This window comes from Moorella thermoacetica, assembly GCF_001267405.1.
Classification (GTDB): Bacteria; Bacillota; DSM-521; order Neomoorellales; family Neomoorellaceae; genus Neomoorella; species Neomoorella thermoacetica.
Genome location: NZ_CP012369.1, coordinates 2,364,180 through 2,378,631 on the forward strand (window position 1 = coordinate 2,364,180; position 14,452 = coordinate 2,378,631).

Annotated in this window: 12 protein-coding genes and 4 pseudogenes; 8 read left to right on the forward strand and 8 right to left on the reverse strand. The window is 50.1% G+C overall.

Annotated features, from left to right (window positions below; all coding sequences use genetic code 11):
• Positions 1-97: 97 nt before the first annotated feature.
• The 3 genes from MOTHE_RS11670 to MOTHE_RS11680 all read right to left on the reverse strand — a co-directional run bounded on the left by MOTHE_RS11670 (position 98) and on the right by MOTHE_RS11680 (position 3,172).
• Positions 98-1,438, reverse strand: coding sequence for an MFS transporter (locus MOTHE_RS11670; RefSeq protein WP_053095149.1), 1,341 nt, complete (start codon positions 1,436-1,438; stop codon positions 98-100).
• Positions 1,435-2,484 carry an MtaA/CmuA family methyltransferase gene (locus tag MOTHE_RS11675; protein ID WP_011393827.1) on the reverse strand — a complete coding sequence of 350 codons (1,050 nt, stop codon included), beginning with the start codon at positions 2,482-2,484 and terminating at the stop codon, positions 1,435-1,437. Before MOTHE_RS11675 ends, MOTHE_RS11670 begins: the two co-directional genes overlap by 4 nt.
• 310 nt (positions 2,485-2,794) lie before the next feature.
• Complete coding sequence (locus tag MOTHE_RS11680; RefSeq protein ID WP_162490100.1) at positions 2,795-3,172, reverse strand: P-loop NTPase family protein; 378 nt, start codon at positions 3,170-3,172, stop codon at positions 2,795-2,797.
• A gap of 211 nt (positions 3,173-3,383) precedes the next feature.
• Between MOTHE_RS11680 and MOTHE_RS11685 the strand changes: the two genes are divergently transcribed.
• The 3 genes and pseudogenes from MOTHE_RS11685 to MOTHE_RS13005 all read left to right on the forward strand — a co-directional run.
• Positions 3,384-3,722 carry a PadR family transcriptional regulator gene (locus MOTHE_RS11685; RefSeq protein ID WP_200901664.1) on the forward strand — a complete coding sequence of 113 codons (339 nt, stop codon included), beginning with the start codon at positions 3,384-3,386 and terminating at the stop codon, positions 3,720-3,722.
• Position 3,723: 1 nt separating this feature from the next.
• Positions 3,724-4,206 carry an HAAS signaling domain-containing protein gene (locus MOTHE_RS11690; protein ID WP_011393830.1) on the forward strand — a complete coding sequence of 161 codons (483 nt, stop codon included), beginning with the start codon at positions 3,724-3,726 and terminating at the stop codon, positions 4,204-4,206.
• A gap of 331 nt (positions 4,207-4,537) precedes the next feature.
• Positions 4,538-4,713: pseudogene (locus MOTHE_RS13005) on the forward strand (transposase domain-containing protein); the annotation flags it as partial.
• Positions 4,714-4,901: 188 nt separating this feature from the next.
• On the opposite strand, the pseudogene MOTHE_RS14330 reads toward MOTHE_RS13005, so the two are convergent.
• Positions 4,902-5,129 (reverse strand): annotated as a pseudogene (locus MOTHE_RS14330) (group II intron reverse transcriptase/maturase); the annotation flags it as partial.
• Between the two features lie 14 nt (positions 5,130-5,143).
• A complete protein-coding gene (locus tag MOTHE_RS11695) occupies positions 5,144-6,316 on the reverse strand; it encodes a CdaR family transcriptional regulator (RefSeq protein ID WP_011393831.1) in 1,173 nt (390 codons plus the stop codon).
• 603 nt (positions 6,317-6,919) lie between these two features.
• Here MOTHE_RS11695 and mntA point away from each other — a divergent pair.
• Positions 6,920-7,366 (forward strand): type VII toxin-antitoxin system MntA family adenylyltransferase antitoxin, encoded by a 447-nt coding sequence (gene mntA / locus MOTHE_RS11700; protein ID WP_011393832.1) that lies wholly within the window; start codon positions 6,920-6,922, stop codon positions 7,364-7,366.
• Between the two features lie 41 nt (positions 7,367-7,407).
• Positions 7,408-7,548, forward strand: coding sequence for a DUF86 domain-containing protein (locus tag MOTHE_RS14335; RefSeq protein WP_235551420.1), 141 nt, complete (start codon positions 7,408-7,410; stop codon positions 7,546-7,548).
• 47 nt (positions 7,549-7,595) lie between these two features.
• Here the strand turns inward: MOTHE_RS14335 and MOTHE_RS11705 are convergent, their stop codons facing one another.
• The 3 genes from MOTHE_RS11705 to MOTHE_RS11715 are packed head-to-tail and all read right to left on the reverse strand — an operon-like array spanning position 7,596 to position 11,101.
• Positions 7,596-8,822, reverse strand: a complete 1,227-nt coding sequence (locus MOTHE_RS11705; RefSeq protein WP_011393833.1) for an ABC transporter permease — start codon at positions 8,820-8,822, stop codon at positions 7,596-7,598.
• 3 nt (positions 8,823-8,825) lie between these two features.
• Entirely contained in the window at positions 8,826-9,569 is a 744-nt protein-coding gene (locus MOTHE_RS11710; RefSeq protein WP_011393834.1) for an ABC transporter ATP-binding protein, read from the reverse strand.
• 2 nt (positions 9,570-9,571) lie between these two features.
• Positions 9,572-11,101, reverse strand: coding sequence for an HlyD family secretion protein (locus tag MOTHE_RS11715; protein ID WP_011393835.1), 1,530 nt, complete (start codon positions 11,099-11,101; stop codon positions 9,572-9,574).
• Positions 11,102-11,414: 313 nt separating this feature from the next.
• Here MOTHE_RS11715 and MOTHE_RS14340 point away from each other — a divergent pair.
• The 3 genes and pseudogenes from MOTHE_RS14340 to MOTHE_RS11725 form a co-directional block, all read left to right on the forward strand.
• Positions 11,415-11,549 (forward strand): annotated as a pseudogene (locus MOTHE_RS14340) (response regulator); the annotation flags it as partial.
• Positions 11,548-12,186: pseudogene (locus MOTHE_RS11720) on the forward strand (sensor histidine kinase); the annotation flags it as partial. The pseudogenes MOTHE_RS14340 and MOTHE_RS11720, both read left to right, overlap by 2 nt.
• Before the next feature lie 241 nt (positions 12,187-12,427).
• Positions 12,428-14,431 (forward strand): glycosyltransferase family 39 protein, encoded by a 2,004-nt coding sequence (locus MOTHE_RS11725; RefSeq protein ID WP_053095152.1) that lies wholly within the window; start codon positions 12,428-12,430, stop codon positions 14,429-14,431.
• Positions 14,432-14,452: the final 21 nt, after the last annotated feature.

Below are 14,452 nucleotides of genomic sequence, written 5' to 3' on the forward strand. Positions count from 1 at the left end.
CCTCTTGAATTTTTTAAGGTCTTTTAACAACGTAATAAAACCAAATAATTATAGATCGAGGTGACAATTTTACTATCGGATTCTTGCAAAATGCCAACTAATTAGCCTGACTATATTTTTTATCCTTTACAAGGCAGGAAGCAATGAATCCGACGAAAGCAGCACAAGCGATAAAAATCCAAGCATAGGTATAGTCGGGGCCAACCTGGCCTACACGGATTAGGCGGCTCATAATTAAGGGTGCAAATGCTCCTCCGATATATGCCAGCATGTTTACGAAGCCCATGGCAGTACCGTAAACCTCAGGAGAAAAAACGTCCGCCGGCCAGGAAAGGAAGGGGCCCCAGGCCATATTAGCAAAGAATCCCGCACAAGAGAGCACAAGCAAAATGACAGCATGACTGACTCCTGAATGCAACTGCGATAATATGACAATAAAAGGAAGGGTGCCTAAAAAGGAAATAACAATCATGGGTTTTCTTTTTGATTTCATCACTTTATCACTGATAATAGAACTCAAATAGGCACCCAATACACCCGCAGCAAAATAAATAGAAGCCCAGAAACCCATCCCTGTTATACTAAACTTAAATACGTCTTTAAGATAGGTTGGCGACCAAGATACAACTCCCCAGTACATCATCTGGGAGGCAATATTAACAAAAGCTATCGCCCAAAAGCCACGATAAGTAAGTATATTACGGAGGGGGATCTGTGCCTTTTTGATAGTTTGGGTAGATACTTCTCTCCTATTAATTTCATCACTGGAGATTACGCCCGAGGAAATCTCATCCTCGTAACTTTCCTTTATTTCTGCTAATGAAAGATGTTTAACCTGTTCTGGACGGTCTTTAATTAGCCAGATTATTAATGCCAAGGGAACTAAGCCAATAATTGCAACCACTATAAATACGGGACGCCAGCTGCCAAAAAATGAAGCAAGCTGTGTTGCTACAATAGTAGCCCATGCCGGTGTAAGGATCCAAGCCCAGGAAAGACTGCTTTGAGCCCGTGCTCGCTGCCGTGATGGGAACCACCGTGAAAGAAGGCGGGCACTAGGTATAAATTCAGTTCCAATAAAAATTCCAAAAAGGGCGTTCCGGATGTACCACTCGTCCCTGGATTGTAAGAATGCCATCCAAAAAGTTAGAAGGCTCCAGCCAATCAATGAAAAGATAAGTACTTTCTTAGCGCCGTATTTGTCGCATATAATCCCTGAAATGAATTGTGACGGTCCATAAAAAATTAGCATTAAGAAAATACCGTTACCTACATCGGCGTGACTAAGATGAATACTATCCATAATCAGGGGAATAAGGGCTGTTGTTTTAATCCGATCCAGGTACTGGATGCTATATGCAAAAAATAGAATGCTCGCAATAAGGTACCGGTAACGCCACCATGTAATCAGGCTACTGTTACTGTTTTCCTTATTCATTGTGTCTCCCCTCCTAGTTTTTTATGAATTTGATATTCTTTTGCGGTTTCAGTAATAGCTAAAATGTTTTCAAGGGGCGTTGTCAAAGGAATAGCACATTCTGGGCCGACTATTTCCACGCCAGCCTCAATTGCGTATAGAGTCTCTTTTTTAACATCTTCAGGTGTGCCGGCGAGCAATGTTACAGGATTATTGATGTTTCCAATTAAAGACATCTTATTTCCAGCCAATTCTTTAGCTAGTTTGGCATCGACTTTAGAATCAAAATGAAAAGCATCAAATCCGGCTTCTACAATATAAGGAATGAATTTGGTAGTATTCCCACAAATATGCAGGATAATAGGAGCTCCGACTTCCCTAGTCACATACTGATGAACTTTCATAAGAAAATCCCGATAATATTCTGCGCTTACCAGATCACCAGTAGCGTGGTCCCCCCATAAAATAGCATCTGCACCAGCCTTAATTTGTGCCTTGGCGGAAAGCAAAGAGGCTTCCAATAATACTTCGAGGTATCTTCTTGCCTTGTCCGGATTTAGAATTGTTTCCATTAAAAAATTTTCCGTTCCTACCAGATGATAGGCTAGAGACCATGGGCCATATGTCTTGCCGATAATTGCCACCCTATCTCCATACTGACTCCTTAGAATCTTTATGGCATCCAAAACAGTACGCATTGATGGCTCCTCTAGAAAGCTATCTGGTATAACTATCTGCTCCGGATCAGTAATTGGGTGAGAAGTATTTACAGGCCAACTCATCTTATCTCCCCAATCGACAGGTACTCCTAAGGCGGCTGATTCTGTATGGGCACTAAACACTGGCATAATAGTATCAAATCCTAATACCTCGTAACTTGTAGCCGCCAATCTAGCCATTTTTTCCGCATCTAAATGGGCATCTGGAAAATAAGCACCGGTTCGCTCCATTAATTCTACTGTCACCAAAGATGTGGGATTCGCTACCGGTGTACGATCAACTCTTCCACCGAAAAGCGCAGATAGGAAGCGCCTTTTCGGTGTCATCCATTCTCGTTGCTTTAACATAGGTTTTCCTCCTAATCTAATATTTTTTGTAGGATTTTCATCTGCTCTCACGGTACGGGTTGGAGCAAGTTATTATGCAGCCCTCATACTCCACCCCCCTTTTTGATTTTTGGATTCAATATAATTATTTCTATATCCTTTGGTAGTAAAGAAAAAATACTCCGAAAATATCCTGGGCCTTTTGTCAATTTAACAAATCGAGTAGACCCTCTATGTCAATATGTAAGGAGTAAATAATATTACCTAAGCCACACGAGCTTGATAAGCCGCCCTAGCATTCAAGAACTTGGTCGGGTTGTGGTATTTTCGCTTAACCTAGATAGATACGCCCGGCCTTGTTTACCCGGCCGGCATCCGCCTTGATAATTTTAAGGTAATCCTGCATTACCGGGTTCTGGCTGTCTTCCACCAGGGCCACATCATGACCCTGCCTGGCTAAAAAAGCGCTTATGGCCAGGGCGGTATGGCTGCAGCCCAAACCCGGCTCGGCCCCGGCCACGGCAATAGTCATCACCCCAACCGGGCGCTGCTCTATGACTACTTTTTCCTTTACTTGTTCTTCGCCGGTTAAACCAGTCATGATAAGCCACCTGGCGGCCTGGGCGTAAGTAGCCGGGACGCGGGTAAAGGCGTGGGCGACTAGAGCACCCCAGTCGGCCTCAACCGGGCCGTCTATTATATCATACACCCCCAACCCCACAAGCCATGCCACCGTCCCCTCGCCCGGCTGCATGCCGGGCGCCAGCAGGAATATATAGGTCCTGGCTATGCTTGGACCGGTAACCTTTTTCTCTCTTGGCTAAAACTCGAGGCCCCTTCTACTTAATCCTGTCCCACACTTTTTATTATAGAACCAAAGATACCTTGCATTAACAGGTATGTTGCTTTACAATATCCTTATGATGAAAAAAGACAATGCCATGATTCAAATCAAAAAAGGAGCGCTGGAATTCTGCGTGCTGGCGGTCATCGCCTGGGAAGAAAGGTACGGCTACGAGATTGTCAAGGTCCTAAACGAGCATGGCCTGACAACCCCTGAAGGTACCATTTATCCCCTGCTGGCCAGGTTGAAAAAGGAGGGTCTGGTTACGGCCACCTGGCGCGAGACTGCTCAGGGAAACCCACGCAAATACTATCGGGTTACCGATAAGGGTAAAACCGCTCTGGACGAATTCAAGCGCAGCTGGTCGGAATTCACGGAAACCGTTAACAGCATTCTAAAGGGAGGCCCGGCTTGAAATGGAACCTAAACTTAGGAAAATATTAAACAGGTACCTGGGAGAGATTGAAGCCAGGCTGGAGGGAATATCCTGCGCGGCCAGGAAGGAATTCATCACCGAAATCCGTTCCCACTTGGTTGAAAAGTGGGAAAGCAGCGGAGAAAAAACCGAAGAAAGCCTGCTCCAGGTAATCAATGATTTTGGCGATCCCCGGGAAATCGCGGAAGACTATCTTACCAAGGTTGGCGGTGAGGCAAGGGTGAGAAGAACATATCCTTCCACCTGGCTGGTCCTAACGCTGACTGCCCTTATCTGGCCCGTTGGTATCATACTTGCCTGGGTTTCACCAGCCTGGAAGTTCAGGGATAAGATTATAGCCACTCTCATACCAATAGTAATATTTCTACTTCTCCTGACATCCTCGCTCCCGGCAGTAAGAGAAGTCCATAAACTGACTACACAGGTACAGCTTCAGCCTATTGAAACGGAGGTGCAAAGATAATGCATGTGGTTGCAGTGGGGAATGTTTTTATCTTAACGATCCTAAGAGTTTTGTTCCTTATCTCTCCTCTTATTTCAGCGATTTACCTGGCGGTTACGAAAAAGCCGGGATACTAAATGGCGGGAAAAAATTGCTAAATATACAACGAAAAACAAGGGCGGTACACCGCCCTAAGCTATATCTGTAAATCTTTGTATGCCAACTTTATTCGGCATATTAGCTGTTCTATTTCTCTCGAACGCCAAACCATTTTTTATTAGGTAAAGTTATGTTGTTCAGCCATTCAGGTATGGGTTATATTTAGGAACCTTTAAACAGTGTCCCCTCAAGTAAGGCCAGCGCCATTACCTACAGCATCATAGAAACAGCCAAGGAAAACGGGTTGAACCCCTTCCAGTACCTCATTTACCTTTTTGAACAACTCCCTATACCCAGGATAAAGATGCCCTGGATCAACTTCTGCCGTGGTCTGCTTCTTTGCCTCAACTTTGCCGGGTTAATAATTAAGTTAGTTTAAGCCCCCACCTAAGCTGCATGGTGGGGGTTATTTTACGCTTACATATATTCCTGCACCGGCCGCTGCTTGTTACTCTTAAGGCCGAGCAAAGCGGGACATGTAAAATTTTCGCTTCATCGGGGGGATCAATGCTAATTATTTTTGTTCACCAGTGGGTCAATTCTATTGATAAACAACACCTAATTGCCATCTTATCCATTACTTTCCGGGCCACCCGGGCCATGAGTATGTCATAATTTACCCGGTCGAAGAATTTCTCGATATTCAGGTCCACGGCCCATTCGTATCCTTCTTCTACGTATTGACGCGCCTACCTTACCGCGTCGTGGGCTCTCTTTCCGGGTCGAAAACCGAAACTTGCCTCTGAAAACTGCGGTTCGAAGATGGGCGTTAATACTTGCAGGAGATAATGGTGGAATTCTACTTGCCGTCACATTTATAAAATAGATAGGCCATACCCAGGTGTAACAATTCCCTGAAGCTTCCCCTGGGGTCGTAACCGGTACACTCCTTAATTTTTTTCAAGCGGTATATTATGGTATTGCGATGTACATGTAATGCCTTAGCCGTACGCTCGATATCTAGATCGTTTTTAAAAAAGGCCTCCATGGTTGAATATAATTGCCTATGGTGAAAAGTATCCTCTTCAATTAAAGCACCCAGGATTTCATCTATAAAGTTTTTCCTTTTGGCAGGTGGTACCTCCCAGATGACACGTTCAACTTTAAGATCGTCATAATTAAATACCTTTAGCTGGGGATAAAATTGCCTGCCAATGGTAACAGCCTTAAGGGCTTCCTCATAGGATTTTATAACATGAGCCAGGTTAGGACCGAAACTACCTATACCCACGGAAACTGCGAGCTTACTCTCAATGGTTAATTTATCACATAGCGTATTTAATTGGGCAAGAAAGGTGGGTATATCTTTAACCCCCTTTTTCAGAAGAATAAACTTTCCCGCTCCCCCGCGGACTAATATCTCCCCATCAGCCATTTTAAAACTCGCCTGCAATATTGATAAAAATTTATGTTCATTTTGTTCTACCATGTTATTACCATCATTAAGGGGGTACGTAAGGAACAGGCAAACGCTCCGGGATATGTGATAATCAATGCCGAACAATTCGGCTTTATCTATAATCTCTTCTTCGGAAAGCTTTGTCTCACCGGCTACGAGTTTCTGAATAAAACTCTCCAGGGCTTGTGTCTCTAAATAAAATTGCTCCCTTAGAACGGCTTCTTCAATCATCATCTCGGCAAAATCCCGGACAAGTTCGACGTAAGACAGAATTTCATCCGGGTTACCGGTTACGCCTATTACTCCCACAACGGTTCCTTTAAATCTTATAGGCATATTCACACCTTGATATTTCACACCAAACATATTCATATCATTTTCCCTGACTATGATGGGTTCACCTTTACTTGAAGCTTCGAAGGCAGCCCTGTGTTTTTCTCCTACCCTTCGGGGGTTACCGCTGGCAATGATTCTTCCCTGGGCGTCCATAATATTAATGTTTTTCCCCAGAGTCCCCATAATCTTCTTTACTATCTTTTGGGCCAAATTGGCAGAAAGCATTAGCTGGCTCATATACACGCTCCTCCTCACGGTAGGATTTTTTAAGCTTACTTTACAGTTCGTAGTACCTGCGGGTGGCTGGCTCAGACTCCTCCACGGGTTTTTGGGGGCACCAAGGAAAAACAGAACCGCTCCATGTTGTAATTTTATATCATCTTAACACTTATTTATATAGAGTAGTAGAGAACTGGTTCGCCTGGAGATCCCTAGCGCCCCCTCGTCAAACCGAAGGTGAGATTCTCCTGCCTTAATTTTTAAAGAGCGCTGACGGCATTTCTGCCGGTACGTCTCCCGCCTAAGGTCATGATGACCCTGGAAGGCCAATAAACATAAAGCCCCGGACCATGCCTGCTGGCAGGGCCGGGGCTACCCGTCCTTTTAACATACTGCCTACTCTCGACCGGACCTTTTCGGCAGCCTCTCTTCAGCTATCGACAAACACTTTTTGAGAGCTTACTTCCCGTTCCCGGGGGTTGGAAAACTTAGTTAAATTTGGAACCGCATTCAAGCAACAGCAGGCTTAACCCCAGCACCTACCTGCTGGATGGTCAGTAAAGCTGATGGTATAATATACCTGTAACGGAAGATAGCAACGGCATGGAAGCGGTGAGCTAAATGCAAGATACTACCATCTCTCTGGAAGAACGCTTGCTGGAGGCCCTTATAACGAGAGAAGAAATTAAATTTGCTTATCTCTTTGGTTCCCACGCCCGGGGAACGCCGAATAAACTGAGCGATCTGGACGTAGCCGTTTTTCTGGATGAATTCCGTTTACCGCCGGTTGGTCCCTATGGCTATAAAAGCGAGCTGCTTGTTACCATGAGGCAGAAGTTACGGGAACCGCTGGATTTTGTTATCCTTAACGAAGCTCCTTTGCTCCTGCGTTTTCGCGTCCTGCGGGATGGAAAACTTCTATTCTGCCGCGATACGCGAGGGCGGATAACTTTCCACGAAAAAACCTTGCGCGATTACCTTGATTTCCGTCCCATGCAAAAAATTCAGGTGCAGTACCTGCACAAGAGATTGGCCGAAGGACGCTTTGGAGGTGCCGGGGATGGTTGATGCAGAAATTATCAATCGTAAATTGCAACAGTATTTCCGGTATGGCAGGCTTTAGAAATATACTGGTCCATGAATATGGCAAAATAGATCTGAAAAAAGTGGCCGATATAATGAACAACCACCTTAATGATTTTCGTCAGTATGCCCGCTACATCGTTCAGTACCTTGGTTGGAGCTTTTAGCATTCGGCTAACTGGAGTTTTTGCGGCCATCTGCAGGGAATCTTAACTCACTCAAAGCGCAGGGCCTCGATGGGGTCGGCATTGGCGGCTTTCCGGGCGGGGTAATAACCGAAAAAGATCCCCACCAGGGCGGCAAAGCCCATCGCCAGCAGGATAGCCATGGGGTTGAGGACCGCCGGCCACTTGGCCAGCATGGCAACAACCTTGCTGCCTATAATACCCCCGGCGACACCGATCAGGCCGCCCACCAGGCTCAAGATCATGGCTTCCACCAGAAATTGGGTGAGGATGGCGCCCCTGGTGGCTCCCACGGCCATGCGAATGCCGATCTCCCTGGTGCGCTCGGTTACCGACACCAGCATGATATTCATGATGCCGATGCCGCCGACCAGGAGGGAGACGGCGGCTATACCGGCCAGCAACAGGGTCATGCTGCCGGTAGCCGCGGCCACGGTGTCCAGGACGGCGGTCATATTCTGGATGCGAAAGTCGTCGTCCTGGTTGGCCCCCAGGTGGTGGCGCTGCCGCAGGAGGGAGGTGATCTCCTCCTGGACAGCAGTCAAGCTGGTGGTGTCCTGGGCCTGGACATTAATCATCCGCACGCTATTGGGTACTACCCCCTGGCCGAGAAAACGCCGCTGGGCCGTCGTGATGGGGATATAGATTATATCGTCCTGGTCCGCACCGCCGAAGCCGCTTCCCTGGGACGGCAGGATGCCAATGACCGTGAACTGCAAGTTATTTAAAGTAATGGAAGCGCCTATGGGGTTAAAACCGGAGGGGAAAAGATTGGCCACTACCGTCGGTCCCAGCACAGCCACCAGGGCGGCGCGGTCTACGTCGTCATTGGAAAAGAAAGCGCCGGCAGTCATCTGCCAGCCTTTGATAGCCTGCAACCCCGCCGTGGTGCCGTTAACGGTGGTGGTCCAGGTCCTGCTGCCGAAAGAAGCGGTAACCTGGCTCCTGGCCTCGGGGGCCACGTTTTGCACCAAAGGAAGCTCTCCTATAGCCCTGGCGTCGTCCAGGGTCAGGGAATTGACCTCACCGCCGGCACCCCGGACGGCCCCGAAAGAAGCTGCCGGCATGACCATGATCAGGTTGGAGCCCATACTGGCTATCCTGCTTGTTACCTGGGCCGAGGCCCCCTGGCCGATGCTGATCATGATGATCACGGCTGCCACGCCTATGATAATCCCCAGCATGGTTAAAATTGAGCGCATCTTGTTGGCCAGCAACCCCCGCCAGGCGACTGTCAGAGCGGCATAAAGGTCCACTTTCTAATCCTCCTCTACCGGTAATGCTGCCAGTTCCCGGGCGGCCAGGCGCGGCTCCGGCACGGGCCGATCTTCTATTATCTGGCCGTCACGGATACGCACCAACCGTTCGCAGTAAGCGGCAATATCGGGTTCGTGGGTGACGATGACAATGGTCAGGCCTTTCTCCTGGTGGAGCTGCTGGAGGAGGGCCATGATCTCGATACTGGTGCGGGTATCCAGGGCTCCGGTCGGCTCATCGGCCAGGATGATGGAAGGCTCATTTACCAGGGCCCGGGCGATGGCCACCCGCTGCTGCTGGCCGCCGGATAGCTGGTTGGGTAGGTGTTCCTCCCGCCCCTTAAGGCCGACCCTGGCCAGCATGGCCATGGCCTTCTGGAACATTACCGGTCGCGGGATACCGGCGTAAACCATGGGTAAACACACATTTTCCCACGCCGGCGTATGGCTTAAGAGATTGAAGCTCTGGAAGATGAAACCGATCTCCCGGTTGCGCACCCGGGCGAGTTGATCCGGCGTCATCCTGGTGACGTCCTGGTTGGCGAAGAGGTACTGGCCGCTGCTGGGACGATCCAGGCAGCCGAGAATGTGCATCAACGTCGATTTGCCTGAACCGGAGGCCCCCATGATGGCCACCATTTCTCCCCGGTTTATTTCCAGATTGATACCCCGTAGCGCCCATACCTGGTTTGACCCCGGGGAGTAAACCCGCGTTACTTCTTTAAGCTGAATAACGGGGTGGGCCATCTTTATCTCCCCCCGAGAAAGCCGCCCGGCGGCATGGGACCGCCGGTGTTACGGTTACTGCCGCTGCTCGACCGGCCCGAGCTACTTGTGCTTCCCGTATTGCCGGTACTCCCTGTACTCGCGCTGCCTGTGCCGACTACGACCTGTTCCCCTGCCTTTAAGCCGCTGACTACTTCGATATTGCGCTCGTCGCTGGCGCCGGTTACCACCTGGCGCTGCACCGGCCGTCCGCCCTCCAGCACCAGGATTACGGCCCGGTTTTCCCCGGCGCTGGGAGTTCCGGCGGTAGAAGCGCCCGTCACCGAACTGCCTGCCGAACCTCCCGTTCCCTGGGTACTTCTACTCCGGTTACCCCCGCCGGAGGTCCCCCCTGACGAGGTTGCCCGGCCGCCGGCGGTCTTGCCGGCCTGGGAGAGGTAGCCTTCGGCATAGGCGATGGCCGCCCGCGGGATGGTAATGACGTTATCTTTGCGGCTGATAATTATGGTCACGCTGGCCGACTCGCCGGCCTTTAAGGACGCTCCCGCGTCTCCCACGTTTACCAGGACGTCATAAAGTTGGATGTTGGAAACGGTTTGGGCTTGAGGCGCAATGGCCGTCACCTTGCCTTTAAAGGTGCGGTCAGGCTGGGCGTTGACCGTAAACTCTACATCCTGCCCCACCTTGACTTTGTTGATGTCGGCTTCATTGACTTGCACCCGCAGCTGGAGTTCGGGGGAGATTAAAAAAATAAAACTATTTGAAGCGTCGGTGGCGCTGGTATTGCTGCCCACGCGCTGGCCCACCTGCCCGTTGACGTTGGTGACAATACCGTCCCACGGTGCCCGGATCTCCGTGGCCGCCAGGTTATTCTGGGCCAGCTGCAGCTGGGCCCGGGCCGCGTCTACCTGGGCCTGGGCGGCGGCTATATCCTCCGGCCGGCTGCCGTTTTTCAGGGCCTCCAGGGCTGCCTGGGCTTTTTTCAGGTTGGCTGCCGCCGTCGCCTCCGCCTTGCGGGCATTGTTCAGGTCGACTTCCGACAGGGCGCCGGCATCATAAAGGGCCTGATCGCGTTTTAAAGTATCCTGGGCGTTGTCATATTCAACCTGAGCCTGCTCCACACCCGCCTCGGCCTGGGCCACGTCGGTAGCCAGGGGCCCGGCCTGCAGGCTCTTTAGCTTGGCCATGGCATTGTCCAGGTTCGCCTGGGCCTCCTTGACCTGAAGCTCCAGATCGGTTGGGTCCTGGAGGGCCAGGAGCTGGCCGGCTTTGACGCTCTGCCCTTCCTTGACGTATATCGCCTTGATGGTCCCCGGATTCTTAAAGCTGAGGCCGATGCTATGTAATGCTTCAATTTTCCCGGAGGTGCTTACAGTCTCCACAATGCTCCCTTTACCGGCAGTAACGGTCAGGAAATTAGGAGCCTTCTGATGCCCCCGGGCCCACCAGTACCACCCGGCGGCGATAATCAAAGTTAGAAAGACCGCCACCAGCCATATTATTCTTTTGCCGCTAAGGAATCCTCCTTTAGCCGTTACCGTCGCTGTCGCCATAATCTACCTTCTTTCTATGTACTGATGCCGGCCTGATAGCTAAGATTATAAATGTTACAGCTCGGCCACAGCTTATTATAGCATCTTTACTGATTCAAAACCTTAAAATTTGCTGAGAATTAACCAAAAAGCCCTGAAAACTAATCATTTACGCCCAACGCTTTTAGTATCACCGGACAGTGATATTGTCACCCCGTGAGAGGGCTGGGGAAAATATAGCCATGGCTTGCAAAAGCTCTTAATAGATGGTATATCTATTAGTCAAAACAGTGCTTTTATAATTAATGACAACCCTGAAGGTGGTAGGTCAGGAATGCAACAATTAAAGGGCATTAAAATATTAGTAGTGGACGATGAACAGAGTATACTACAATTTTTAGAGCTGGGTCTGCAAAACGAAGGCTTTGAAGTACAGACCGCCCAGGATGGCATTACCGCCATTACCCTCCCATGAGCTTCGCACCCCGTTAACCTCTATTCACGGCTTTTTGGAGGTTTTGCTCCGCGGCGCAGCCAATCAACCGGATCAACTGCAGAAAGCTTTAAAAAGCATGTATAGCGAATCCGCACGCCTCAATAAACTGGTACATGATCTTCTTCTCCTGGCCAAACTCGACCGAATACCTCACTTTGAGCTTACGGAAGGCATGCTGGATACCGTTATCCTGGATATGGAGCCGCAGCTCCGGATTCTGGCCGGCAACAGAAAGCTCAGCCTATGCCTCGAACCCAACATGAGATGTAAGTATGATACGGATAAGATTAAACAGGTCATTTTGAATCTGTTTCAAAATGCGGTGCAACATACGGATCCTGAAAAGGGGCATATCCAAATTTCACTATATGGTAAAAACAACGGCGTGCAACTGTCAGTTCAAGACAATGGGCCGGGGATCAGCGCTACCCATCTCCCCCACGTCTTTGATCGATTTTACCGCAGCGATTCCTCCCGGACACGCAAATATGGCGGAGCCGGTTTAGGCTTATCCATCGCCAAAGCCATTGTAGAAGCTCATGGAGGAACCATCAGCGTTGTAAGTCAAGAGGGCAAGGGATCTACATTTCATGTATGGCTTCCTGGTTAACCGGAGTGTTTCTTGAACTTAAACAACGGCATTCATGCCACGGTTTGACCGTGGATGAATGCCGTTTTTGCTGTAGGCGCGTCCGGCCGGGCCCATGGCAACTAATATTAAATCAATGTTCAGTTACCATTAAGGTACAATTCAGCTAAAGGGGGTATTATTGTAAAGGCAAAAGGCCGGGCATCGCGGGAGCTGCTCATAGTTACATAGAAACACGGGGAATTAAAGGAGAGATATGATAATGAGACCGAAATCCGATAAACGTTACGATATGATCCTGGCGGGTATCGCCCTATTATCGGCTTTCCTCAACATCTTCAACATCTGGGAAGATCGCTACGCCAACGCCTACTACACGGCAGCGGTTACCAGCATGCTGCAGAGCTTCCACAATTTTTTCTACGCTTCTTTTGATCCGGCCGGATATGTTACGGTGGATAAACCGCCGCTGGCGCTCTGGATCCAGACGATATTCGCCTATTTCTTCGGGGTGCACGGATGGAGCGTAGTTCTCCCCCAGGCCCTGGCCGGCGTCGGTTCCGTCTTGCTGATATATCACCTGGTCAAGCCGACCTTCGGGAAAACGGCAGCCCGGATCGCGAGCCTGGTTATGGCCTGTACGCCAATCGCCGTAGCGGTGAGCCGGACGAACAATATTGACAGCTTGCTGGTATTTGCGCTCCTTATAGCAACCTGGATGTTGTTCCGGGCGGTCCGTGATCAGAAGCCGGTCTGGGTTCTCGGAGCCTTTGCCATGATCGGTGTCGGCTTTAATATAAAGATGCTTCAAGCTTACATGGTGGTACCGGCCTTTTACGTTTTTTACCTGCTAGCCTTCAAGAACGAATGGAAGAAGAAACTGGCCCTCCTGACGGCGGCCACAGTGATCATGGTAGGAGTTTCTATATCCTGGGCAGCCGTCGTAGATATGACACCCCAGGAAAACCGGCCGTACATCGGGGGCAGTAAAACGAACTCCGTATTAGAGCTGGCCTTGAGCTATAACGGGATCTCCCGCCTCACGGGAATGAACCGGGGGGGCATGGGTCCCGGGACAGCGCCAGGCCAGCGACAAATACAGCAGGACCGGGGATCCTGGTCGGTACAACAGCAAATGCTCCAAGATGGCAACAATGTACCCAACCGGCAGCAAATGCCGCCGGAAGGCTTCGGCCCGGATGGTAATGGAAATCCTGGGCCGGTGCCCGGCCCAGGCGGGGGCGGGCCTCAAGGAAGAGGGGCCGGCGGTGCCTTCGGTACCGGCCAGCCGGGTCCCCTGCGGCTGTTTCAAAGTGAACTCTCCGGACAGATCAGTTGGTTACTTCCCTTTGTAGCGTTCGCCTGCATTGGCTTGCTGGCAGGCCTGCGCCCCGGAAAGCCGCTGCCTGATAAACAGAAGGAGGCCCTGTTCTGGCTGGCCTGGTTGCTCCCGGCGATGGCGTTTTTCAGCGTAGCGGGCTTCTTCCATCACTATTATCTGATCATGCTCGCCCCCCCGATTGCGGCCCTCACGGGAGCAGGCTGGGTAGAGCTCTGGAATCAATACCGGGACAAGGAAAGCTGGAAGAGGTGGCTCTTGCCGGCGGGTCTCCTGGCTACTACAGTTTTTGAACTCTATATACTTAAGCCCTACCGGAACCAAATCGGCATGGGGTGGTCCATTGGCATCGGAGCGGCAGGAATCGGGTTGGCGCTTGTACTGTTCCTTGCGGTAAATAAACAAAAGCTGGCTTCAAAGGTCGCCATGGCCGGTATGCTGGTATTACTTGTGGCACCATTGTACTGGGCAGCCACCCCTATCCTGTATGGCGAAAATAGCATGCTGCCGCAGGCCGGTCCTAATCGCCAGGGATTCGGTCCGGGAAGGATTACCCGGGGCGGGATGAACTCCGGTATCAATACAAAATTACTCGAATACCTGACCTTGAACAATACAGGAGAAAAATACCTTTTTGCCACCACCGATGCCAATACGGCCGCACCGTATATCATTGAAACCGGAAAAGCCGTCATGGCCATGGGCGGGTTCAGTGGTTCCGACCCTATTCTTACAGTCGAGAAATTAAAGCAGATGGTTGCGAACAAAGAAGTAAAATTCTTCCTGATTCCGTCACGGTCCGGTTTCGGAGGCGGACCAGGCGGCAATAACGAAGTGCTGGATTGGATCCGCGCCAACAGCACGGAAGTTCCTATAGAAGAGTGGCAGTCCGACGCTCCTCAGACATTATATAAAATCAACGACTGAGCCAAAAACATTCATGAGGAT

Excerpts from the sequence above, each read along its gene's own strand:
- MOTHE_RS11715 (WP_011393835.1), bottom strand. The coding sequence starts at position 11,101 with ATGGCGACAGCGACGGTAACGGCTAAAGGAGGATTCCTTAGCGGCAAA.
- MOTHE_RS11685 (WP_200901664.1), top strand. The coding sequence starts at position 3,384 with ATGATGAAAAAAGACAATGCCATGATTCAAATCAAAAAAGGAGCGCTG.
- MOTHE_RS11725 (WP_053095152.1), top strand. The coding sequence starts at position 12,428 with ATGAGACCGAAATCCGATAAACGTTACGATATGATCCTGGCGGGTATC.
- mntA (WP_011393832.1), top strand. The coding sequence starts at position 6,920 with ATGCAAGATACTACCATCTCTCTGGAAGAACGCTTGCTGGAGGCCCTT.
- MOTHE_RS11690 (WP_011393830.1), top strand. The coding sequence starts at position 3,724 with ATGGAACCTAAACTTAGGAAAATATTAAACAGGTACCTGGGAGAGATT.
- MOTHE_RS14335 (WP_235551420.1), top strand. The coding sequence starts at position 7,408 with ATGGCAGGCTTTAGAAATATACTGGTCCATGAATATGGCAAAATAGAT.
- MOTHE_RS11710 (WP_011393834.1), bottom strand. The coding sequence starts at position 9,569 with ATGGCCCACCCCGTTATTCAGCTTAAAGAAGTAACGCGGGTTTACTCC.
- MOTHE_RS11675 (WP_011393827.1), bottom strand. The coding sequence starts at position 2,484 with ATGTTAAAGCAACGAGAATGGATGACACCGAAAAGGCGCTTCCTATCT.
- MOTHE_RS11695 (WP_011393831.1), bottom strand. The coding sequence starts at position 6,316 with ATGAGCCAGCTAATGCTTTCTGCCAATTTGGCCCAAAAGATAGTAAAG.
- MOTHE_RS11670 (WP_053095149.1), bottom strand. The coding sequence starts at position 1,438 with ATGAATAAGGAAAACAGTAACAGTAGCCTGATTACATGGTGGCGTTAC.